General features: G+C 44.0%; 20 protein-coding genes. 12 read left to right on the top strand and 8 right to left on the bottom strand.

What is annotated here, in order from left to right; genetic code table 11:
- The first annotated feature begins 4 nt into the window (after positions 1 to 4).
- The 3 genes from F0251_RS23165 to F0251_RS23155 are packed head-to-tail and all read left to right on the top strand — an operon-like array spanning position 5 to position 2,941.
- Positions 5 to 1,024, top strand: a complete 1,020-nt coding sequence (locus F0251_RS23165; protein ID WP_171731915.1) for a glycosyltransferase family 2 protein — start codon at positions 5 to 7, stop codon at positions 1,022 to 1,024.
- The gene (locus F0251_RS23160; protein WP_171731914.1) at positions 1,021 to 2,490 is read left to right on the top strand and encodes a glycosyltransferase family 39 protein; all 1,470 of its coding nucleotides are present in this window, start codon (positions 1,021 to 1,023) and stop codon (positions 2,488 to 2,490) included. Before F0251_RS23165 ends, F0251_RS23160 begins: the two co-directional genes overlap by 4 nt.
- Positions 2,477 to 2,941: a GtrA family protein gene (locus tag F0251_RS23155; RefSeq protein ID WP_171731913.1), complete on the top strand. Its 465-nt coding sequence runs from the start codon at positions 2,477 to 2,479 to the stop codon at positions 2,939 to 2,941. Before F0251_RS23160 ends, F0251_RS23155 begins: the two co-directional genes overlap by 14 nt.
- A gap of 110 nt (positions 2,942 to 3,051) precedes the next feature.
- Here the strand turns inward: F0251_RS23155 and F0251_RS23150 are convergent, their stop codons facing one another.
- A complete protein-coding gene (locus F0251_RS23150) occupies positions 3,052 to 5,439 on the bottom strand; it encodes a YgiQ family radical SAM protein (protein WP_171731912.1) in 2,388 nt (795 codons plus the stop codon).
- 237 nt (positions 5,440 to 5,676) lie between these two features.
- On the opposite strand from F0251_RS23150, the gene F0251_RS23145 reads away from it, so the two are divergent.
- Positions 5,677 to 6,357, top strand: coding sequence for a hypothetical protein (locus F0251_RS23145; protein ID WP_061032823.1), 681 nt, complete (start codon positions 5,677 to 5,679; stop codon positions 6,355 to 6,357).
- Between the two features lie 97 nt (positions 6,358 to 6,454).
- Entirely contained in the window at positions 6,455 to 6,655 is a 201-nt protein-coding gene (locus F0251_RS23140) for a DUF4250 domain-containing protein (protein WP_004741624.1), read from the top strand.
- Between the two features lie 117 nt (positions 6,656 to 6,772).
- Here the strand turns inward: F0251_RS23140 and F0251_RS23135 are convergent, their stop codons facing one another.
- The gene (locus tag F0251_RS23135) at positions 6,773 to 7,684 is read right to left on the bottom strand and encodes a LysR substrate-binding domain-containing protein (RefSeq protein WP_008219852.1); all 912 of its coding nucleotides are present in this window, start codon (positions 7,682 to 7,684) and stop codon (positions 6,773 to 6,775) included.
- Positions 7,685 to 7,965: 281 nt separating this feature from the next.
- Between F0251_RS23135 and metE the strand changes: the two genes are divergently transcribed.
- On the top strand, positions 7,966 to 10,311 hold the full coding sequence (metE, locus tag F0251_RS23130) for a 5-methyltetrahydropteroyltriglutamate--homocysteine S-methyltransferase (RefSeq protein WP_171731911.1): 2,346 nt from the start codon (positions 7,966 to 7,968) through the stop codon (positions 10,309 to 10,311).
- A 115-nt stretch (positions 10,312 to 10,426) separates the two neighbouring features.
- On the opposite strand, the gene F0251_RS23125 is transcribed toward metE, so the two are convergent.
- The 5 genes from F0251_RS23125 to F0251_RS23105 form a co-directional block, all read right to left on the bottom strand.
- Positions 10,427 to 10,822 carry a GspS/AspS pilotin family protein gene (locus F0251_RS23125; RefSeq protein ID WP_017069993.1) on the bottom strand — a complete coding sequence of 132 codons (396 nt, stop codon included), beginning with the start codon at positions 10,820 to 10,822 and terminating at the stop codon, positions 10,427 to 10,429.
- 1 nt (position 10,823) lies between these two features.
- Positions 10,824 to 11,120, bottom strand: coding sequence for a YciI family protein (locus tag F0251_RS23120; protein WP_061032821.1), 297 nt, complete (start codon positions 11,118 to 11,120; stop codon positions 10,824 to 10,826).
- A 187-nt stretch (positions 11,121 to 11,307) separates the two neighbouring features.
- Positions 11,308 to 11,706: an acyl-CoA thioester hydrolase YciA gene (yciA, locus tag F0251_RS23115; protein ID WP_004741235.1), complete on the bottom strand. Its 399-nt coding sequence runs from the start codon at positions 11,704 to 11,706 to the stop codon at positions 11,308 to 11,310.
- A 264-nt stretch (positions 11,707 to 11,970) separates the two neighbouring features.
- Positions 11,971 to 12,552: a septation protein A gene (locus F0251_RS23110; RefSeq protein WP_171731910.1), complete on the bottom strand. Its 582-nt coding sequence runs from the start codon at positions 12,550 to 12,552 to the stop codon at positions 11,971 to 11,973.
- Between the two features lie 109 nt (positions 12,553 to 12,661).
- Positions 12,662 to 12,910: a hypothetical protein gene (locus tag F0251_RS23105; RefSeq protein ID WP_004741237.1), complete on the bottom strand. Its 249-nt coding sequence runs from the start codon at positions 12,908 to 12,910 to the stop codon at positions 12,662 to 12,664.
- A 550-nt stretch (positions 12,911 to 13,460) separates the two neighbouring features.
- On the opposite strand from F0251_RS23105, the gene F0251_RS23100 reads away from it, so the two are divergent.
- The 6 genes from F0251_RS23100 (at position 13,461) to F0251_RS23075 (ending at position 23,241) form a co-directional block, all read left to right on the top strand.
- Positions 13,461 to 17,735, top strand: coding sequence for a transporter substrate-binding domain-containing protein (locus tag F0251_RS23100; RefSeq protein ID WP_105057353.1), 4,275 nt, complete (start codon positions 13,461 to 13,463; stop codon positions 17,733 to 17,735).
- A gap of 14 nt (positions 17,736 to 17,749) precedes the next feature.
- The gene (locus F0251_RS23095) at positions 17,750 to 18,946 is read left to right on the top strand and encodes an EAL domain-containing protein (protein ID WP_061032818.1); all 1,197 of its coding nucleotides are present in this window, start codon (positions 17,750 to 17,752) and stop codon (positions 18,944 to 18,946) included.
- A 116-nt stretch (positions 18,947 to 19,062) separates the two neighbouring features.
- Positions 19,063 to 20,682, top strand: a complete 1,620-nt coding sequence (locus F0251_RS23090; RefSeq protein WP_171731909.1) for a methyl-accepting chemotaxis protein — start codon at positions 19,063 to 19,065, stop codon at positions 20,680 to 20,682.
- A gap of 12 nt (positions 20,683 to 20,694) precedes the next feature.
- Positions 20,695 to 21,945: a hypothetical protein gene (locus F0251_RS23085; protein ID WP_061032816.1), complete on the top strand. Its 1,251-nt coding sequence runs from the start codon at positions 20,695 to 20,697 to the stop codon at positions 21,943 to 21,945.
- Between the two features lie 11 nt (positions 21,946 to 21,956).
- Complete coding sequence (locus tag F0251_RS23080) at positions 21,957 to 22,352, top strand: hypothetical protein (protein ID WP_061032815.1); 396 nt, start codon at positions 21,957 to 21,959, stop codon at positions 22,350 to 22,352.
- 307 nt (positions 22,353 to 22,659) lie between these two features.
- A complete protein-coding gene (locus F0251_RS23075) occupies positions 22,660 to 23,241 on the top strand; it encodes a TetR/AcrR family transcriptional regulator (RefSeq protein ID WP_105057351.1) in 582 nt (193 codons plus the stop codon).
- 118 nt (positions 23,242 to 23,359) lie between these two features.
- Here F0251_RS23075 and F0251_RS24725 read toward each other — a convergent pair whose 3' ends face one another.
- The gene (locus tag F0251_RS24725; protein ID WP_353057832.1) at positions 23,360 to 23,425 is read right to left on the bottom strand and encodes a hypothetical protein; all 66 of its coding nucleotides are present in this window, start codon (positions 23,423 to 23,425) and stop codon (positions 23,360 to 23,362) included.
- Position 23,426: the final 1 nt, after the last annotated feature.

Below are 23,426 nucleotides of genomic sequence, written 5' to 3'. Positions count from 1 at the left end.
TATTATGTCTGAACTTCATATTAGCCGACCTAAAGAATCCCTCTCGCAGATCCACCCAGCGGTTTTGCTGTCTATCATTGTGCCTTTTTATAACGAACAAGAGGTGTTGGAAGAGTTTCATTCACGCTTAGCCAAGGTGTTAGATAGCCTGCCGATTACCAGTGAGATCGTTTATGTCGATGATGGCAGTAAAGATAACAGCTTAGACGTGGTGAGCTCATTTACTTCTATCAACAGTTCTATTTCTGTTATCGGACTGAGCCGCAATTTCGGTAAAGAGTCGGCGATGAGTGCAGGCTTAGAGCATTGTCGCGGACAAGCGGTGATCTTATTAGATGCAGACTTACAAGACCCACCTGAGTTAATTCCTCAAATGATTGCCAAATGGCGTGAAGGCTATGACGTGGTCAACATGCAACGTCGCCAACGTGATGGAGAAACTTGGTTTAAGAAGTTCTCAGCGGCGAGCTTTTATAAAGTGATGAATGCAGCGGCGAAGATTGATGTTCCTGAGAATGTCGGTGACTTCCGACTGCTGAGCCGTGAAGTTGTCGATCATATTAACCAATTGCCAGAACGTAACCGCTACATGAAAGGCATTTTTTCATGGCCGGGTTTTCGCCAAGCGACCATTCAATTTAATCGTGATGCGCGTTTCTGTGGTGAGACGAAGTGGAACTACCTCAAGCTGATCGGGTTGGCGATGGATGGTATTACGTCATTCTCAATTCGACCGCTGCGTATTGCGACGGCTGTGGGTGGTTTGGTCGCGCTGAGCGCGTTTATCTACGGGATGGTTATTGTCTTCAAAACTATGATGTTTGGTGAGCCAATCACAGGATACCCATCCATGATGGTGGTTCAACTTGCCCTCGGCGGCATTCAACTTCTGAGTATCGGTTTAATGGGGGAATACATAGGTCGTATCTTCATTGAAACCAAGAATCGTCCTTTGTATTTGATCCAGTCTGTGGTTGATACACCCGCATTAAAAACACACTTTAAATTAGAGGAATCGGCATGAGCCTGAATAGAACACACCTATGGTATTTATTGGCTTTTGCATTGGTTCTGAGGCTCTTATCTTTGGCGACGTATCCGTTGATGGATACCACTGAGGCTCGCTATGGGGAAATGGCGCGTCTAATGGTGGAAACCGGCAATTGGTTAACCCCTCAGTTCGATTACGGCATCCCTTTTTGGGGTAAGCCTCCGATGTTTACTTGGATGAGTGCGATTGGCATTGAGCTTTTTGGGTTAAGCGAGTTTGCTGTCCGTGCTCCACATTGGTTGGCAGGTTTCGCGACAATTTTATTGGTCGCGTATATGGCAAAGCGTACCGGACAAAGTGCGCTGGTTGCGGCAGTGGTATTGGCGACCTGTGGCATTTTCTCGATTGCTGCCGGTGCTGTAATGACGGATATGGCGCTAACTTTATCTATGACGATTGCGATGCTAGGGTTTTATTTGTGTTGGCAGGGAGAAGGCAGTGACAAGACCAATAGAAATTGGGGATATATCGGTTTCATTGGCTTGGCATTAGGTTTACTTGCAAAAGGCCCTGTGGCCGTTGTCATTATGGGTATCGCAGTTTTTCCTTGGTTAGTGTTACAACATGGCTTCTTTGGTGCTTTCAAAGTGTTATGGCAAGGCTTCCCACTGTTGTCTGGATTGGGTGTGATGCTGGCGATAGCCTTGCCTTGGTACATCATGGCAGAAATGGCGACACCGGGCTTTATTGACTACTTTATTGTTGGCGAGCATTTTAAGCGTTTTGTTGTGAGTGGTTGGGAAGGGGATCTTTATGGCTCTGCACACGACCAGACACGAGGCATGATTTGGGTATTCTGGATTCAAGCCGCTGCGCCTTGGTCGATTGTTTTACCGATATTAGCGTTCGTTCGTCGTAAGAAAATCGCTCAAATCAACATTGAGAATCGTGGGCTGTTTTCATTTCTTGTATGTTGGTTAATTTCACCTCTGATTCTATTTACCATGGCAGGTAACATTCTTCCTGCGTATGTGCTCCCGGGGATCCCGGCGCTTGGTTTGTTAGTGGCGATGTTAGTGGTGGAAAAAGACAAGAAATGGTTTTCTAGCGTTGCGCTTGTTTTACCGGTGCTGTTGATGATCGCGATGGTTTACCTGAACTTAGGTAAAGCAAATGAAAAAAGTGACCGTATCATCTTCGAACAAATAACAGATTCATCGCCAAGTTTTTACGTGGGTAAACGACCATTCTCGGGGCAGTTTTACAGCCATGGGCAGGCAAAGAAATTGCTCGATATTGAACAGCTAGATGGTATCGACAAGTTCTACTTGATAGGGAAGAAATCGGAAGTAGAAACCAAGATCAAAGAGAACGCGCTGACCTGTATTTTGGAGCCGACCGTCAAAATAAAGCGAGCTTTGTTCACCTGTCATAGCCAGAACATCAAACCCAATCAATCGTTGAGTCACATTCAAATTGGAAGCTATGGTCAGCCTTAACGCAAGCTTACGCGTTTGCAAAGATAAGCTTCGGGTGTACAGCCAGAGTTTACAATCCCACCATAAGATAATTCGGTTCGCTGTGGTTGGTGTTGGTGGGTTTGTTGTTGATTGCACAGTGTTCTCGTTGCTGCACTACCTTGCCGGGTTGCCTTTGATGAGTGCAAGGATAGGTGCCTTCATTGCTGCCGCCACGACAACTTGGTTGGGCAATCGTGTGCTGACGTTTGAGTTCAAAGGGCAGGGCGGTTGGTCAGATAAGTTGATTCAATGGCAAAAGTTCATGCTGTCAGCATCGATATCGGCAATACCTAATTTGCTGTGTTTTAAGCTGGTGACACAACTACTACCTCAATTCACAGGGGCCGTATTTATTGCAATGGCGGTGGGGATTTTAGTAGGAATGGTGACGAACTATTTGTTCAGTCAGTATTGGGTTTTCGCCCGCTAGGCTTTCTCAAAAGTCATGTCGCTTTAGATTTCCCAAAGAAAGATACAAAAAGCGCAGCTAAACAGCTGCGCTTTGTGTTTTTATGTTCGCGAATGGTATCTGTTTACATACTAGCGTTGTGCAGCTCGTTGATGGTTCTTTCCGTTACCAGCCGGCTTTCCACCTTGGCCGTTACCGCCTTTATTGCGGTTTGGTTTGCCGTTTCCGCTGCCAGTGCCTTGTGATTGACCACCAGGACCTTTCTTGATGAAGCCAGTTGCTGGTTTACGAGAGTTCCCATTACCGCCACCTTTACCTTGGCCACCATTGCTGTTACCAGTAGGTTTCTTACCCCCTGGTTTTGGCTTATTGCCACCAGGTTTAGAGTGGTTACGTGGCTTCTCACCGCCTAAACCCGGTTGAGATTTGCTGTGTTTAGTAGCAAAACGTTGTGAACCATGACGACCAGACTTGCGACGCTGCGCAGGTGTTTGGGCATCAAAGTCATCCTCAGGAACCAAGCAACCTGGTTTATCACCGATTAGGTGTTTTTTACCCATGTCGATCAACGCTTCACGGATCAGTTTCCAGTTCTCTGGATCGTGGTAGCGAAGCAGTGCTTTATGCAGACGACGTTGACGGTCACCTTTTGGCACAGGGATATCTTCACGTTTTTTGTATTTAACGCGTTTCAGAGGGTTTGTCTCTGAGTAGTACATCGACGTTGCGTTACACATTGGCGATGGGTAGAAGTTCTGTACTTGGTCACACTCGTAGTTGTGCTTTTTCAACCACAATGCCAGGTTAAGCATGTCTTCATCTTCTGTGCCCGGGTGAGCTGAGATGAAGTAAGGAATTAGGTACTGTTTCTTACCGGCTTCAGCGCTGTACTTCTCGAACATCTCTTTGAAACGATCGTAAGTGCCCATACCCGGCTTCATCATCAGATCCAGAGGGCCTTTCTCAGTATGCTCTGGAGCAATCTTCAAATAGCCACCTACGTGGTGCGTTACAAGCTCACGCACGTATTCTGGTGATTCAATCGCTAAGTCGTAACGAACACCGGAAGCGATCATGATCTTCTTAACACCTGGTACTTTTCTCGCTGAACGGTACAGGTCGATGGTGTGTTTGTGGTCTGTGTTTAGCTTCTCACAGATTTTCGGGAACACACACGATGGACGGCGACAGTTCACTTCTGCTTTCGGGTCTGAACAACCTAAACGGTACATGTTCGCCGTAGGGCCGCCTAAGTCAGAAATGGTACCAGTAAAGCCAGGTACTTTATCTTTGATGTCTTCGATCTCATCCAAGATAGATTCTTTCGAACGGTTCTGGATGATACGACCTTCATGTTCTGTGATTGAACAGAAAGAACAACCACCAAAACAGCCACGCATGATGTTAACCGAGGTTTTGATCATCTCGTAGGCTGGAATCTTTGCTTTGCCGTACATCGGGTGAGGTACACGCTTATAAGCAAGGCCAAACACGTAATCCATCTCTTCTGTAGCTAGAGGGATTGGTGCTTGGTTAACCCAAAGCTCGCGGTCACCGTGACGTTGAATCAAAGCACGGCCTGAGTACGGGTTTGTCTCTAGGTGTAAGATACGGCTTGCGTGAGCGTAAAGAATACGGTCGTTGTTAAGCTTTTCGAACGCAGGTATACGAACCGCTGTTGTTTTCGCATCGTGACGAGAAGGGCGAATCGTAATTGGCTGCGCCTTTGGCTCTTCATCTTTTTTGGTATCGCATTGCGTTTCCACTTCGTACGGGTTTACTGGTACGTAAGCTTTATTTGGCTTTTCGATACGAGAAGAGTCGATGATCTTGTAACCTTCAGGTGCAGCAGGCAGGTTGATTGCCGTACCACGAATATTGGTGAGGTTAGAGATCTCTTCACCATCAGCAAGGCGGTGTGCCACTTCTACTAGTGCACGTTCTGCGTTACCAAATAGCAGGATGTCCGCTTTTGCATCAAACAGTACAGAGCGACGAACTTTATCCGACCAGTAGTCGTAGTGAGCTACACGACGCAAGCTCGCTTCGATACCACCCAATACGATTGGTGTGCCTTTATAAGCTTCACGACAACGCTGAGAGTAAACCAGAGTTGCACGATCAGGACGCTTACCACCTTCGTTATTTGGCGTGTATGCATCATCGTGACGTAATTTGCGATCAGAGGTATAGCGGTTGATCATGGAGTCCATGTTACCCGCGGTGATGCCGAAGAATAGGTTTGGTTTACCTAGCTTCATGAAGGCATCTTTATTGTCCCACTTCGGTTGAGCGATGATGCCCACGCGGAAGCCTTGAGCTTCAAGAAGACGGCCGATGATAGCCATACCAAAGCTCGGGTGATCAACATAAGCGTCACCAGTTACAATAATAATGTCACAGCTATCCCATCCAAGAGCATCCATCTCCTTTCTACTGGTAGGCAAAAAGGGTGCAGTTCCGTAGCACTCGGCCCAGTATTTTTTGTGTTCGTGAATAGGAGTGATATCGCTGTACATATTTCGACCTCTGATTTTTGAGGCGGGAATTATAGCGGCATGCGCCCTGACTAGCCAGTAGAACATGCCCCTGTTAGTTCTGATGTCTTTCGTCATTTTGCTGATAAAAACAACAAAAGAGCCAAACAACAGCATAGTTGAAGCCTTGAATAACGTCGCTAATTTGTGATTTTGATTAGTGTTCACAGCAGTTTTTGATATTATTCGCGAAAATAAGTCTAGATAAGTAGATCCACAATGGTCGAAACATTATTACTGCAATTTGCTCCAATGTTATTAGGAGCTCAACTGATCTTAACCCTGATTCTGGTGAAGGGAGATATTTGCCCGGGGCAACGTGGTCGTATCCACAAAATGTTACCTGCGATTGGCGTACTTTGGTTAGCCGTGGCTTCAGTGAAAATTGAGGCATTTCTTGTCGTTTTCGCAATCTTTTATTTCTATTCTCAAGTTCAGACTAAGAAAACACGTGATTCGGGCCCGATTTGGGTGATGTATCTGGCGTGTGGTTTAGCGTTGTCTTACGTTGCTATCCAAGCATTTGAGCAACCAACCGTTGTAGGTATTATCACGACATTATTGTTGGTGGTTTTATTGGGCGCGGCGTTTGCTCATCTATTACTGACGATTGCAAGAACGCGCTTACAAGCGTTTCACCGTGTGCTGCCTGTTGTCGGTGTATTGACTGGGATGCTGGTAGTACTTGCGACGGTTGTGAATGTTTACTCGCTTTCTGAAGCTCAGTTAGAGCCTGTTATCTCAGCATTGCTGTTTAGCTTTGCGCTGCTTATCTCTTCAATCGTGGTGTGGTGTTGGCACCTACTGTTTGTTAAAACGCCAGAGAAGGTTCAGCTTACTGTGTCATTGCTGATGTTGTTAGCCGCTGTCGTTGGCCTAACACCAATTTGGGCGCTGTAATTACCCGTTTGAGTTAAGAAGTGTGATCTGTTTTTTAGCGAGAGGCGAGTTAGCGTTCTAAACTTAATCTAGTCAGAGTGTTCGTAAGGAGTACGAGATGGATTTAAGCAACGTCAAAAGCCTAGATAGCATTATTTTGCTTGGAATAGTGAATGAAAAACTGCGCTTGGAATGCGACAGTTTTGAAGAACTAATTAGCATGTATGAAATGGATATAGAAAGTGTCGTGGGCAAGCTAGACATGCTTGGCTATCAATACGACCCACTGACGAATCAGTTTAAGTCATACGCAAGATAGTCTATTTTTCGCGATTGAACAGATATCGTAAGATAAGCGTTACTGAACCTAAAAAGTCACAGGTAATCTGTGACTTTTTTGTTTTTGTACTTTGTGTTGATCTAATAACCGATATGGTTAAACGACTTCAATCCCATCCAAGTGGCTCTTACTCTGCTGCCTTGCAGTGCTGAAGAATGCTTGCAGATAACGTTTGTCTTTCTCTGAGTTTCTTACCGCAGCGAATAGCCTTCTTGAAAGCCCTTTACCCAGAGGCTTACTAGCAATTAATCCCTGTCTTGAAAACTCGCTGATTGCCCAGTTTGGCAAGGCTGCGACCCCTAACCCTGCTGATACCATTTGCACTAACATCAAGGTGTTGTCTGCCTGCTTCCACTTCTTCGGTTCAATACCTGCAGGTTGCAAGAAGTGTTTCACCACATCTAGACGCTGCTTTTGAACTGGGTAGGAAAGCATCGTGAGATCGCTAAGATCTTGCGGATCAATGCTTGGTTTCTCGGCCAAAGGAGAGTTAATCGCCGTGATCAAACGCATCTCGAAATCGAAAAGTGGCTCATAGTGGATCTCAGAGCGAGGTTGAATGTCTGAGGTGATCACTAAATCCAACTCGCCGGCCATTAGCGCGGGTAGCGGTTCAAAGCCAAAACCGGACGAGAAATCTAGAGTCACGCTTGGCCAAGCGACTTGATACTCTTTCAATGCAGGCATTAACCATTGGAAGCATGAGTGACACTCGATCGCCATATGCAGACGCCCATTCACGTCCTCTTTGAGGCTCGCCAACTCATTCTCTGCTTTAGCGATTCTTGGTTGAATCTCATCAGCGAGCTTAAGCAAGATCTCCCCCTCTGAGGTGAACTTTACTGGCCGAGTTTTGCGCAGGAACAACTGCCCACCAATACGTGCCTCTAGATCCTTCAATTGATGAGAAAGTGCCGACTGAGTCAGGTGGAGAGAGGTTGCTGTTGCTGTGAGCGAACCGCTATCTCTCAAGGTCGTCAATGTTCGCAGATGTTTAAGCTCTATCATGAGTATTCCTCATATTCCCTAAGCTAATTCAATATTTCTTAATAATCACCCTACGGGTTTTTTTATCATTTGTAAACGTCTAGATGTCCAGATGGATTTAACTATATTCATCTCTGACTCGCTGATGATGAATATTTTTAATAAACAAGATGAATATTTGGACGTTGTTCAGCGATTCGATTCGGTAGATAGTTTAGCCATCCAGACGCCTTTTTATAAAAGCAAGAGCACAATAGGCAATCTGAAAAGAAACTAACAATTATTGAATAAGGAACAGGTTCATGACGACAACAACGCATATTCTTGGCTACCCACGTATCGGTGAAAAGCGCGAACTGAAATTCACACTCGAAAAATACTGGCGTGGTGAAATCAACCAATCAGAACTCAAACAGTTAGGTAGCGAGCTGAGAAATCGTAACTGGAATGTACAAGCTGATGCGAATCTTAGCTTTGCAACTGCGGGTGACTTCGCATGGTACGACCATGTACTGACAACGACTTTGCTATTGGGGCATGTACCAAAGCGTCATGCTGGTGGTAGCGAAGAGGAGAAAGCTTTTCCTGATTTAGATACCTTGTTCCGAGTGGGACGTGGGCAATCACAAGTTGAAGCTGCTTGTTGTGGTGGGAAACATGCTTCTGAAGGCACGAAAAACGGTGCAGCGGCGTCAGATATGACCAAGTGGTTCAATACCAACTATCACTACATCGTTCCTGAGTTCAGTAAAGATGATTCGTTTGAGGTGAGCTGGCCACAATTGTTTGATGAAGTGAATGAAGCCGTTCAAGCAGGGCATAAAGTGAAGCCTGTCCTTCTTGGTCCACTGTCTTACTTGTACTTAGGGAAAGAGGTAGAAGAGGGCTTCGACCGCTTAACCTTGTTGCCCCGCTTGCTGACTGCCTACCAAGCGATTTTGGCGAAGCTTGCCAAGTTGGGGGTTGAGTGGGTTCAAATTGATGAGCCAATTCTTGCCCTCGAGCTTGAAAAACAATGGGCTGATTCATTTAAACTGGCATACCAAGTTATTCAAGGGGAAGTGAAACTGCTATTAACCACGTACTTCGATTCGGTGACAGATACTTTAGACAAAATCGTCAAACTACCGGTTAACGGGCTGCATATCGATCTAGCTGCAGCGCCACAGCAGCTTGATGAAGTCGTTAGTCAATTACCGGCGGAGTGGGTGTTGTCTGCTGGTGTGATCAACGGACGCAATGTTTGGCGAGCAGACTTAGCGACTCAACTAGCGAAACTGCAACCGGTGAAAGAGAAGTTAGGCGATAAGCTTTGGGTGGCGAGCTCATGTTCGCTGCTACACAGCCCGGTTGATTTAGAGCTAGAGGATTCGCTTAGCAACGAAGTGAAAAGCTGGTTTGCTTTCGCGAAACAGAAAGTGACGGAGGTGAGCTTATTGGGTGCCGCGCTAGACGGAGATCAAAATGCCATCTTAGCGTGTGAGACTTATAGCCAACCGATTGTTGCTCGGAAAAGCGCGACACACGTAAACAAGCCGCAGGTACAGGCTCGTATTAATACAATCACTAAAGCATTGGCAGAGCGTAGTGCCCCTTATGCAGAACGCGCTGCACACCAGTCTGAAGTGTTGGGTTTACCGTTGTTACCAACCACAACGATAGGTTCGTTCCCGCAGACAGGAGAGATTCGTGTTCAACGCAGCGCGTATCGCACCGGAAAATTGAGCGAAGCGGAATACACGACCGCACTAAAAGGTCATATTGCCGATGCGGTGAAGCGTCAAGAAGCACTTGATTTGGATGTGTTGGTGCATGGTGAAGCCGAACGTAACGACATGGTGGAATACTTTGCTGAAAACCTAGCAGGCTTCCAAACCACCAAGTTTGGTTGGGTACAAAGCTATGGCTCTCGCTGCGTGAAACCTGCGATTGCGGTCGCGGATATTGAGCGTGAAAAACCGATGACGGTCGAGTGGACGACTTATGCACAATCTCTGACATCTAAGCAGATGAAAGGCATGTTGACTGGCCCTGTGACAATTCTGTGTTGGACCTTCCCGCGTGAAGATATCTCGCGTAAAGAAATTACGAATCAGTTAGCGTTTGCATTACGCGATGAGGTATCTGATTTGCAAGATGCAGGAATCAACATTATCCAAATCGATGAACCAGCTATTCGTGAAGGCCTGCCGCTTAAAAAGCGTGACCATGCAGAATATTTAGAATGGGCGGTAGGTGCTTTTAAGATTTCATCGGCAAGTGCTAAACCAGAAACTCAGATTCATACGCACATGTGTTACAGCGAGTTCAATGAAATCATTGATTCAGTGGCCGCATTAGATGCTGATGTGATTACTATTGAGACGTCTCGCTCGAACATGGAACTGCTTAAAGCGTTTGAAGAGTTCAACTACCCGAACGCGATTGGCCCAGGTGTTTATGATATCCATTCACCAAATATCCCATCGCAAGAGTGGATTATTAGCCTACTTAAGAAGGCGGCGGAAAAAATACCGGCAGAGCGCTTATGGGCAAACCCAGATTGTGGTCTTAAAACTCGCAATTGGGCAGAAACAGAAGCAGCACTGACTAACTTAGTCTCCGCGACTAAGGAATTGCGTAAAGAGTGGGAATCTGTTGAGGCATAATTTAGTCTAGGATTTTGATTGTTTAATAAAACAAAGGCCTCGCAAATGCGAGGCCCTCTAGTTTTATACTTGTTCGAATCTCGAATCTCGAATCTCGAATCTCGAATCTCGAATCTTAATTAGCGCTCTGGCAAGTATCTTTGCTTATCAGCTTCTCAACCATCAGTTGTCCGCGTGTGTTGCGGATCTTGATGTTGTAAGCCAAGCCCATATCTAGGTTTGCTCTTACTTCTGAGTTAGTACAGTAGCTATTCACACTCATATCGACAACTTGGTTTAAAGGCTTAGCACCTTTAGCATCTTGGTTGTAGATCATCATGATTTCAATCACGGTGTTTTTTGCTAGTACTCGCATAACAGACAGTGGGCCATACTCAATAGGTAGGCCTGCAGATAGCACGCCAGCACGATGCTGCGCCATCATCTCGAGTTGTCTTTGTTGGTCTTGCTCACTTGAAGCACAGCCTGCAAGCAGGATCGCGGCCAGTGAGCTAATAATCCATTTTTTCACGTTAAAATACTTTCTTGAATGGTTTTACGATGACATTTTGGTAGACACCAGCGTCGATGTACGGATCTGCGTCTGCCCATGCCTGTGCGTCTTCTACAGAGTTAAACTCAGCGATTACTGTTGAACCTGTGAAACCAGCTTCGCCAGGGTTATCTGAGTCAATCGCTGGCATTGGACCCGCTGTTAATAGGCGGCCTTCATCGTGAAGTGTTTGTAGGCGTTCTAGATGTTGTGGGCGAACACTGAGGCGTTTTTCTAATGAATTTTCGACATCTTGAGAGAAAATCACGTACCACATATTGGCATATCCTTATTTTACTTCACTGAATTTGGGAGATTATAAAATAGCTATCTTGCTAATTTACGCGAACTAATTGGTATTGGAAGAGCTAATGATAAGAAATTGTGAATTGGTGCGAGAGACTTGTATGGTCTTTAGTGGTTTCACTGGTTGAGACTAAAGACCATTCCCGAAGCAAGCTAGCTTATTTCTTGATGGTTCGAGGCTTGCCACTTTCATCAACGGCTACGTAGTTGAACGTTGCACCACATACCTTGTAGCGGTCGCCAATGCCGTGATCCAGGACCGGCTTAACCCAGACTTCTAGGTCGATATTCATCGAGCTACGGCCAATCTTTGTGCAGTCACCATAAACGCACACCACATCACCAACGGATACGGGCTGCTTGAATTCAATGCTCGAAACCGACACGGTAACAATTTTGCCGTTAGAGATCTCTTTCGCCAAGATGCCGCCTGCAAGGTCGAGCTGAGACATTATCCAACCACCGAAGATTTGACCTGCTGCATTGGTATCAGAAGGCATCGCTAATGTGCGAAGAAGTAGGGAACCAATTGGGTTCAAAGTTGATTGAATCGTCATTGTTGTACTCTTGGTGGTATTGATTATCTAAATAAAAACAGAAGTGTTGGTTGGTGAAGCGCATTGGCAAACGAGCGCAATGAACAACAGAGATCAGATAGCCAATGATTTAGTGCGATTTACATTAAATAATAGGCTTTATTTTGACCAGTTTCCGCAACACAAAAAAGCTAACGGCCAATGATCACAAGTATCATTGGCCGCTAGGTATAGCATATTGACAAGAATTGTAACAAAAACGGAATGAGGACTCACCCCTTGGGGTTACTTCTTGTCAGTATTTTTATCAGTTAGCTCTTGCTGCTCTTTTTGGAGCTGTTGATCTTTTGGTAAATGCTTATAGATGTAGACGCCCGTAAGCAGCGTAAATAGTAATGTTGCTATTAGCAGGCCAAACACCTTGAAGTTAACCCATACATCCAATGGTAGGTTAAAAGCAACATATACGTTTATGATTGCGCATAGAGTGAAGAAGAATGTCCATGCCCAGTTGATCTTGCCCCATACAGCATCCGGAAGTGTAATCTCTTTACCCAACATGCCTTTAATCGTAGGTTTACCCATTAGGTGGCTTACGGTTAGGCCAATAGCGAATAGAGCGTAAACGATGGTGACTTTCCACTTTATGAAGTTGTCGTCGTGCAAGAAGATGGTCATTCCACCAAATACCGCAACCATCAGAAACGTTATCACCTGCATTTTTTCTATTTTTTTGTAGATGAAGTACGTCAAAACGATTTGTAGTGCAGAAGCGACAATCAATGCCCCAGTAGCCGTATAGATGTCGTACATCTTGTAAAGCGCGAAGAAAATGATGAGAGGGATGAAATCAAGAATTTGTTTCATATGGACTGAATATCCGGTTAGTTGAGTTACCGACAGTCTAACTAAAATTGTCTCGATGCAAAACAGCTCGAGACAATTGGGTATTAAACTGATTGAAGCTGGCAGAATTTCAACGCATCGATGACGTTTGGTAGCGAGGGATCAGCTTCTTGATATCTTCTAAATAACCTTCGCTCTTCAGATTGTCTAAAGTGTTCTCCAGCTCTTGTTCACTCATCGCGAAGCAGGTGGATTTTCCTGTCGTTAGGTCAAGATACTCGTGATATTCACGCTCAGTAAAGTGGCCGACTCTGTCCATTAACAAGGTTTTAATTCCATGGTGAATTAAGCCGTAATACGTATGTCTTTGTAAGGTCATAGCCTATCCTCCGTGACAAGCTGCAATGATGGTAAGTGATGCAACCTGCTGTATATTGGTTGGGTTATCTATGACAAAGCAATTCAAATGCCATTTTGTCTAGTTTTGCAGAACATTTCCCGTGCCATTCTGAAATGATCTTCATTTCAGATAGTTAAATGAAAGTGTTCTCGCTTCTCACTGAAACAATACGTAGCTGGCGGATAATAGTTTTATTTTGAGAGGCATTTTTCGCCTTCAATTTGAGAATTAATGTGCTGTTGTTGAGTCCAACTGATTCGTTCCCATATCGAAAAGCTTTTGTTTTATGGGTATTAGGCTTTTGGTGATTCGCTAATTGAGATTTGATTCATGTGTAAGCTGGAGAGTTTCAATTTGAGAAACTAATGATGGTAGAAGGTTGTTTTTTGTATCGGTATGCGAAAACTCTTACTGTGTTGTTGTGTGGTGAGCTTATTAAACAGTATCCATATTTTGTTTAACGCTACTTGCTGAATGGCTGTGAACTTGACGTTATAAAGTACGCTGCTGCTATAACGTCAGGTTTATCATGTACCGTATCTTTTTCTTTCAGTTAATTTCTTTGATTACATTGGTGTTTTTCGCATCACAAAAAGCACAAGCTGATGAATCAATTCAACTAGGAATTCAAATCTCAGATTTTGCTCCTTATGCTCAATCACAACAAGGAGAGGTTTCGGGCTTACTGCCTGACTTAGTTGATTTCTACGTGAAAGATGGACTCGATGGTGTGGAGTTTGTTGGTTACCAGTCACCGTCTGAACTCAACAATATGCTAAAAACGGGTGACGTGGACGCCATCATCACGGCAGAGCAAAATGTTTCAAGTGGTGGCGTTATCTACTCGAAACCGATCTTGTCGAGCCGAATGATCAGTTTGAGCAGTGAACCTATTGAGAGTCATTTGCTCATGAAAGGGCGTAAGCTTGCTTACTTTGAAAACTCGAGTAATGCATCGTCTGTGAAGTCCTTACTTCCGTTTTCTTCATTTGAATCATATTCATCATATCAGGATGCGATAGCCGCTGTTGCGCGTGAGAAAGTGCTCGCAATTGTGGATGATGGCGTGTTGTTACACAGTAAGCTGATGAATAGCCCCTATGACGCATCACTGTCTGTGAATTTGCATGATGGCTTGCCTCTGAATAACTACGTTATTGCTTTACTTGATACTCCTGAGAATAGGAAGCTATTGAACATCATCAATACTTCAATTAAACAAGATAAGCCAAATCAAATCGTTAATATCCATAAGAAATGGTTAAACGAAATACAAAGACGTTTACTATTGGTTGTTAGCAAAAATAAGTTGTTATTGACAGAAAAAGAGCAGCAATACCTATCATTGAATCCCAATATTTATGTGTCCTACATTCGAGATTCAAAACCTATTTCATTCGTGAACAGCGAAGGGCAGCCTGATGGTATCTCGATCGATATCTTGAATGAGATCTCTCGACTTACGGGGCTAAACTTCATTTTTGAAAATGACTTTGGTATCGAAGGGAACGATTTACATACGGTTTCTCTACCGCTGATCCATACCAAAGCGACTCCCTTTGCTGGTGTGGATGATCGTCACCTTTACTCGAAACCTTTTATGGTTGAGCCGTGGGCGCTGATTGGTAAAAGCGACAGTAACAAGGTCGATGTGTTTGGTGAGCTTTCTCAGAACGCTATTATCGGTACTACTGACGATAGCGTTGGTTCCCAATTGGCTAAGCGTTATTGCGAAGCTTGCCCAATAAAAAAGTATGACTCGGTTGAGCAAGTGTTAGAGGCGGTTGATAAAGGGCAAGTTGACTCTGCAATGCTCTCTTTATATCTCGCATCACCGCTTCTTCAAGGACAGTATTCAGGGTACTTGCGAGTAATTAGCCTGCTTTCTAAAGACAATGATGTGCCAGTTGCATATAGCGTGGAAGCTAACCAAGAGATATTAGGTAACATCATCAATAAGGCGCTTTTTGCGATTCCACATCATAAATTCCAGCAGATTAAAAAGAATTGGTTAGATGTTTCTTACGAATCTGGAGTCGACACTAAAGATGTGATTCTGGGTGCTGCCATTCTTATTTCTGTCGCATCTGTTCTTATTATGGCAATCATGGCATGGAGCTGGAAATTAAGCCGTGAGGTTGAAGATCGCAAGCGTGCTGAGTCTGCGTTGAAGCATCAAGTCGAGTTCGAGCGTTCACTACTTAACGCAATGCCGTTTCCAATTGTGGTACGTGACCTAGATAACCAACTTGTGAGTTTCAACAGTGTGGCTAGGGCGCTAAAGGATTTTGACTTAATAGAAGAAGCAATCATTAACAATCCAGACGAAGACGCCATGATCCACAAAGGGAATGTTTTGCCTCGTTTGGAAAAAGAGGTGGTCTCGCCATTTGGCAGTAAGCACTACGCATATTGGAAGTGCCCGTACATATCCAATGGAAGTATCGAAGGTTCAGTAACGATTCTCGATGATTTGACTGAATTGTATGAAGCGAAAAAAATCGCCAAAAGTGCGGATGACCGCGTCCAAAAACTCGCGAACAACTTACACGGTGCGGTGATACAACATATCCAGCCTAAGCGAAGCTTACACGATATCGAGTTCGTATTTATCAGTAATGGAATTGAAGAACTTCTTGGGCTGACGCCTTCTCAACTACGTCGTTCTCCTACGAGCTTCTTTGCGCCGCTAAATGCGAAAGACCGCCGTACTCTGATTCGAAAAATACGTTGTGGCAACAAAGATGGAAAGTTGAGTTTGGATATTGGCGTCAATATCGAAAATCAGAATCGTTGGCTTAACCTACAAAGCAAAATATCCGATCGTGGTGATTATTACGAATGGGACTCTGTACTGACGGATATTACCGAGCTAAAGCAGCAGCAAGAAGAGCTCACTCAGGCAAGGCAGAGTGCGATTGAAGCAACAGAAGCGAAATCGAGATTTCTAGCCAACATGAGTCATGAGATCCGAACGCCTCTTGGTGGCATTGTGAGTTTGCTAGAGCTTTCCGAGCAATATGAAGTGGGTCATGAAGTACAAAAGATTCATACAACGTTAAGCCAGTCCGCTAATAACTTATTGCACATCGTTAACGACATCCTTGATTTTTCTAAAATTGAGGCAGGTAAGCTGACTTTGGATTACCAGCCTGCAAGCCTTGATACCTTGACTCTTAGGGTGACTCAACTGCAAGCAAGGCAGGCGCATGCCAAAGGGTTGCAGTTCAAGTTCTGGCTAGACCCTGAGTTAAAAGACTCGGTATTGATGGACGACATCCGCCTCGGTCAAGTACTGAACAACCTGTTGAGCAATGCAATTAAATTTACTGAGCATGGAACTGTTGGTTTGACGACAAAGTTAGTAAGTCAAAACGATGGCCAGCAACAAGTCTGTTTTGAAGTTTTCGATAGCGGAATTGGTATTAGCGAAGAGCATATCCGAAACCTATTTAGACCTTTCGTGCAGGCGGATGAAGGCACCACGAGAAAGTATGGTGGCTCGGGTCTTGGATTGACTATCTCAAAGCAATTGATAGAGCAAATGGGCGGGACGCTGAACGTGACTAGTAAGATGAACTTAGGCTCAACATTTACTATCTCGGTACCTCTAGCATCACTTGATGATAACCAGTATCAAGATATGACAGGTAAAGTCGCTTTGCTCACCAAAACCTTCATGCAGCATCAAGAGTTGGAGAGCTATCTGACATCTTGGGGTATTAAGGTGATTACAAAGAGCGTGCAAACCACGAAAGAGTTAGCGCATTGGCTAGAGACCATTGAGCCTAGCTTTGTGTTCGTCCCTCATGAGCTTGCTCAGGCTATTAATACTCCTGATGAGAACGTGAATTTTATCTGTCTAAGCGAACATGGGATGCTTTCGCCTGCACCTTGTAAGTTAGGTTGGAATTTATCGGCAAACCCATTACTCCCTTCACAGCTAAGACATTGCTTGAGTAATAATCCAACCTTTATCGAAGAAATAGTAAAGGAAGAAAACAACTTACGATTAAGCACCGAATCACGCGAATCGGCGATGGAAAATAATAGGCTGATACTGATTGCGGAAGATCACCCAATCAACCAACAGATCATTATTAAGCAGATAGAGCAGCTAGGTTTTCATGCCGATATGGTGGACAACGGTAGAGAAGCGCTAGCGGCGCTCGATAAGCAAGACTATGGCTTACTTATCACAGACTGTCATATGCCTGAGGTGGATGGCTATGAGCTAACGAAACAGATTCGTTCGAAAGAGCAAAGTCAGAATATACCTCGATTGCCTATCATTGCGCTGACAGCAAACGCCGTTAAGGGTGAAAACGACAAATGTTTTGAGATTGGTATGGATGACTTTTTGTCTAAGCCTACCAAGCTCAAAGTGATTGGTGACACGATCAATAAACATCTTATGAAAGGCACACCGGCTGTTAGCCAGTTAGCGGCCAACGATACGAGTGTTGAACCTAGCCTTACGCCTATTGATATTCAAAACCTGATGGAATTATTTGGAGATCAGGACCTCATCGAGCAGATCATCAAGGATTTTATTCAGAGTCACTGCTCAGACTTGCCTTTGTTACTCACTGCATGTGAGAGCGAGAGCCTCGATGAAATCAAACAAGTTGCCCACAAAATGAAAGGTGCAGCGAAGATGGTTGGCAGTGCTGAGATGGCTGACCAACTGCAACAGCTAGAAGACGCCTCTGCAAACCATAGAGGTGGGTACTTAGAGTATTTCCATGAAGTGGAGCGACTAACGCAGAAGTTACAAAGCTTCTACTCCACGTATGCTCAATAGGCTGAGGGAACACTATGGATAAAAATATTGTTGTAATCGAAGACCACCCCTTTCAGTTGAATGTCATGACCATGGTATTGAACAGCTTGAGTGTCGGCAAGGTTCATTCTTTCGAGTGTGGGTGTAAGGCGTTAGACCACATTGAACAGTCTTCGGTCGACCTAATATTGTGTGACCTCAATATGCCAATGATAGATGGGATCGAATTGCTAAAAAGGTTAGCTAATTTGAACTTCAAGGGCAACATCATCATAACGAGTGCTGAAAACCAAACCGTGCTCGATGCCGCTAGTAAAATGTGTAAGGCATTTAATCTCAATTTAATGGGGGTATTAGAAAAGCCGATTGATCGTGCGCGGCTGCTAGAGCTAGTAAGCAGGGACACTAAAAAAGCAAAGTCGGCTTCAAGTTCAAATCGAGATATCGTGATCACTGATGAGGACATCGTAAAGGCTGTCGAGAACCATGAGATGGTTTTGCACTATCAACCCATCGTTTGTATTCACACGGGAGAATGGAAGGAGAGTGAATCTTTAATTCGTTGGCAGCATCCCCATTATGGTGTCCTTAGTCCATTTTTCTTTTTGACGCGTCTCATTGACTCAGGGTTAATGTTGAATGTATTGAAGCAGTTGCTTGATCAAGCGATTAACGATCAACGTTTCCTATGCAGCCGCAGGTTTGTTTTGAACTTAACAGCGAAAGATATGATCGACGGTGAAATTGTCGATTATATTTTTAAGCTTATCGATTACGGTAGGTTAGATGTTGAACAGATCAAGCTTGAGTTAACGGAGTCCGATTTAGTTGAAAGCGTTGCACTTGCTTTAGCGTCTACAACAAGAATATGTATGCGTGGTATTCCTCTCGCGATTGACGATTTCGGAACGGGTTACTCCTCACTGAAACAACTCGAGGATCTGCCATTTTCTGCATTGAAACTGGATATCGACTTCGTTAAAAACATCCAGCAAAGCCGCTCTAGTCGAGCAATTGTGAGAGCTTCACTTTACCTCGCTAAATTATTGGATTTAACAACCGTAGCAGAGGGCATTGAAGATATATCAATTTGGAAAGATATACGTTCAATGAGTAATAAAGACACACTGGCTCAAGGGTATTTTATTGCGCGTCCGATGCCTGCTGATCAACTGCCTGAGTGGAAAAGTAGCTGGGAAAAGAAAATAACCGAGTTCAATTTACTGGCGTAGGGGTAATAGGGGAGCCATTTAAACATAAAGTGATATTTGTTTAGTGAATATGTTCACCGATAAAAGTGAACTGGCGGTAACATAATTATCAATTTGCGCTAATTCAATAGAACCTTATGCTACTGTCTCGTTATATCAATATAAAAGTACAATTCGTCGTTCTTTTATCTATTATCTCGCTCAGTTTAGCGGCGATAATTACCATCAATGTTTTTATTCATCGCGATAATAGCCAACGACTAACTCAGTTAGAAATAAGTTATTACCCTGCATTAGAGCACGCCACTAAAATTCACTCGCTGTTGCCAAATGTTCAACAGCAGTTCGAAGCCGCTGTGATCATGGAAGATGAGCAGGCTCTCGACTATGCGCGCCAAATATCTTCTGAACTTCAAGTTGAAGCAAGTAAAGGGGCCAATGTTTTACCTTCACAGGCGCAAGCATTTAACAAGGTGTCGAGCTCGCTAAAAAAGTACACGGACTCCGCGTACGCGTTAAGTCTAGATTTTATTAACTTGAATGACTCCTTCGCGAATCTCACAGCAAGATCGAATACGCTCACTGCTGAATATGATTCGTTACTCGCGGCAAGTGAAATGCTGCGCTCGTCAGCGAGTCAAAATGTCGTAAATACCATATTGCACTCAGAGAATGCCGCAAACGACGCTGCTCAGCAGTCAATCTGGCTTGGCGTTTTCTTTGTTTTGTCTGTCTTTGTAGTGGGCTATGCGATTTTCAAATCTGTTATCAGTTCAATTCTGCTCGTCACTGAGAAAATGCAAGCGATCGCAACGGGAGATGGTGATTTAACCGTACGCATCGATTATTCCGGCAAAGACGAAATAGCAACCCTTGTACAAAGCGTTAACCAGTTTATTGAGAAGCTTCAAGGGATCATTGCAAGCACGTTGAGCATTGGGCAGGAGCTTGAGGTTGTGAGCGACAAAATCCGCAGTGAATCCAATCAAACCTTAGCGTTGAACAGCACCCAACGTGACCACATCGAAGAAGTGACTGACGCAGTTAACAATATCATTGCTCTTATTGAACAAGTGGTTGGCTTTGCATCACATGCCGATTCACAAGCTCAAAAGACCAATGCCAGTGCTCAAACGGGTACCCAAGTCGTTTTGAAAACAAGCCAAGAGATCGAAGAGCTTGCCACCAATATTCGCGATACCGCCGGAAAATTAAAAGAGCTCGACCAAAATGCCAGCAATGTGGGCTCAATCCTCAGCACGATTCAAAGCGTTGCCGAGCAAACCAATCTGCTGGCCCTAAACGCGGCGATTGAAGCAGCTCGAGCAGGAGAGCATGGGCGCGGCTTTGCTGTTGTGTCTGATGAGGTACGTGTACTCGCTAATAACACCCAACAATCAGCAACCGAGATTAATGCCTTACTCGGCGAGCTTAAGTCGGGTTCGAATGCGGCGGTAGGTGCAATGGACCAAGGTCTCGCAAGCTCCTCTCAAGCCGTTGGAGATGCACAAAACGCTGGTGATTACCTATTAGAAATTAGCGGACAGGTTGAAGAGATTACCGAGCTGAATCGTCAGATAGCGAGTACCACTGAACACCAAGCTCGTGCTTCAAAACAAATTCATACCCATATGGATGATTTTAGACAGTGCTCTCACCAAGTGTCTCAGTCTACCGATCAACTAGAAGCTCTGAGCCACCAGTTGAGTGGCATCGTGACAGAGCTGAGTAAATCAACATCACAATTCAAAGTATAACGGAGAACAATAATGACTAACTCCCCATTTCGCTTATTGCCTGTAGCAGTGGCGCTTGCGGCATCGTTTGCTGCACATGCTTCAGATGAGCAAAAATTGGCCGAGCTAGAGAAAAAGGTCGCTATCCTTGAAGCGAAAGAGCAAAACTCAATTGCTGATAAATTTAGTTTCAATGGTTTTGCATCTTTGAACATGCAACTAGGTAATCAAAACCACGGCTTCATGAAGTCGGAGAATAAAGTACGTTTTGATGAAGGTTCTTTGTTTGGTTTACAAGGTGAGTTCGAAGTTAATGAGTCAACTTCAGCCGTTGTTCAAATGGTTGCTCGTGGTAACAAAAAAGAGAACTGGTCTCCAGATATTGAGTGGGCATTCTTAAGCCATAAAGTGACACCAAACTTAACGGTTCGTGGCGGTAAATTACGTTTGCCACTGTTCATGTATTCTGATTATCTAGAAGTGGGTTACGCACAAGTTGGTGTGCGAGTGCCGAATGAAGTGTACGGCTCAGTAGTGCTTACCTCTCTAACGGGCGGTGACTTCATTTATGATGTAGAGCTAGATGACAGTACTCTTTCATTCCAAGGCTTTGCCGGTTCACAGAAATTGTCGGCATCAAAGCATAGCTACAATGCTGATACACAGTTTGATGACATTGCTGGTGGTGTAGTTAACTGGACTGATGATACTTGGACGCTACGTGCTGTGTACGCACAGTCTGTGATCAGCTCTTCAACTAACTGGAATGTAAACAGCAAGCCGGTGTTGAATTCAACGTTTGATGATGAGAAAGCGAAGTTTTACGGTGTTGGTGGTCGATACGAAAACGGCAACCTAATGCTGGTTTCAGAAGTGACGCGAACAACCGTTGAAGGGTTTTACTACGATGTAGATGCAGCTTACTTAACAGCAGCATACCGTCTAGATGAAGTAACGCCTTACATTACCGTGTCACACATGGAAACGCAGGACGATGACGAGCGAAATGCAGAAGCTAACCGTCAGCTTGCAAATGTACTTCAAAACCCAACCAGTGCGTCTGCGAAATACGCATACGGTTCAGCAAAAGCATTAGCTGATAAGCTAAACACACAGCGCACAACATACAGTGTTGGTGCTCGTTGGGACTTCCTACCGAATATTGCGCTAAAAGGTGATATTAGCTACCTAACTGGCTTTGGTTCAACGAATGGTGGTGTAGCGTCGGAATATAAGAACGACGATAACATTTTGTACACTGTAAAAGTTGATGCGGTATTTTAAGGAAGAGAATCATGTTGAAAAAAACATTAGTAGCCGCTGCTCTTCTTAGCAGCATGAACGTATTCGCTGGCCTCGTTGTCGTTGGTAACCCTGCTATGTCTGAGCTTGACGCTTCAACGGTTAAGAAGTTGTACTTAGGAAAAGCGAAGTCACTACAAATCGAAGCGGTTGATTTGGAAGACGGACATCCAAAGAAAGGTGAATTTCACCAAGCTATTACTCAAAAAACCGAAGCGCAGCTGCAAGCATACTGGGCAAAACGCGTATTCACGGGTAAAGGTCAACCACCTAAGGCTGTTGGTCAGGAGAGCCTAGCGAAAGACATGGTTGCTAGCTCGACAAATACGATTGCTTATATCGATGAATCTTTAGTCGATAGTTCAGTTAAAGTGATTTTAAAACTTTAATTTTATATGTGGCGCTCAATATGAGCGCCACTCTTACATTGGCTTACGTTTGAGCTGATCGTCCTTACATTTAAGATAGCTAGCCTTACTTAACCCTTACGTGATATTGCTTAGCTATATGTTATTGTTTCTTAGAGCAATTATTCAGTTTGATTTTAATTACATTATTTAAAACACATATGAAATTTAGATTTCTAAGTTTTGATTATCTAACGGTGTACTAAATGTGTGTTTTTTCATATTGAGATTGTTTCTTAGAGTTATAAAATGTGCGGTAAATGTAAACAAGCGGGTGGGATATAATCTGATGCCAAAAGAAAAAAGAGAAGAAATATTAAGTGCAGCAGAAAAACTATTTATTTCTCAGCCTTATAATAAAGTATCAATTCGCTCTATTGCCAAATCTGCAGGGGTAAGTCCTGCTTTAATTCTTTATTACTTCAATAATAAAGAACAGCTTTTTGATCAGCTCATTGAAGAGCATACAAATCGATTTAAGGAACAGTTTTCAAAATATCAAAGAGTAGAAGGGGTACAGCTACAACAGTTAATCTCAGAGCTTATTGAGTTTTGGGAAAGTGCGCCAAATATATTTTTATTATTCACCCTTGGTGGTAACTCTTTTAATCACGATAATGTTCAAAGGTTGAAAGAATCTAAGTTCGGTTTCATCTATCACAAAACTCTTGAAAACCTCCTTTATTTAGTTGATGGCTGTAACGAATCCAACTTTGATTATTATCAGATGCTGGTAAGTTCACTGGTCTCTCAGCCTTATTTAGAAACAAGACAGCAAAAGTACAACTCTGAGAGTTCGACGTTTAACTTGATGCACTATCAAGAAGTTATCGCGAGCTTGTTTAAAGAAGAGAATAGCTACGCATACTGAGTGACGCGTAGAGCATCAAAAACATTGAAGCCTCCGAATTTAGCTCAGCAATGATCTTATCTTAAAACGCAAAAAAGCCACTCATAGTGAAGTGACCCCGTAAAGTTGGACATTTCTGTTAAGCGGCTTTCAAGGCCTGAGTTCGATATTCTATCGGAGTCAGGCCTTTTAGTTTCACTTTTATA

The sequence above is a fragment of the Vibrio sp. 070316B genome (assembly GCF_013114115.1).
Taxonomy (GTDB): Bacteria; Pseudomonadota; Gammaproteobacteria; order Enterobacterales; family Vibrionaceae; genus Vibrio; species Vibrio chagasii_B.
Note: the sequence above shows the minus strand (reverse complement) of the source record. Positions and strands in the feature narration are given on the sequence as shown.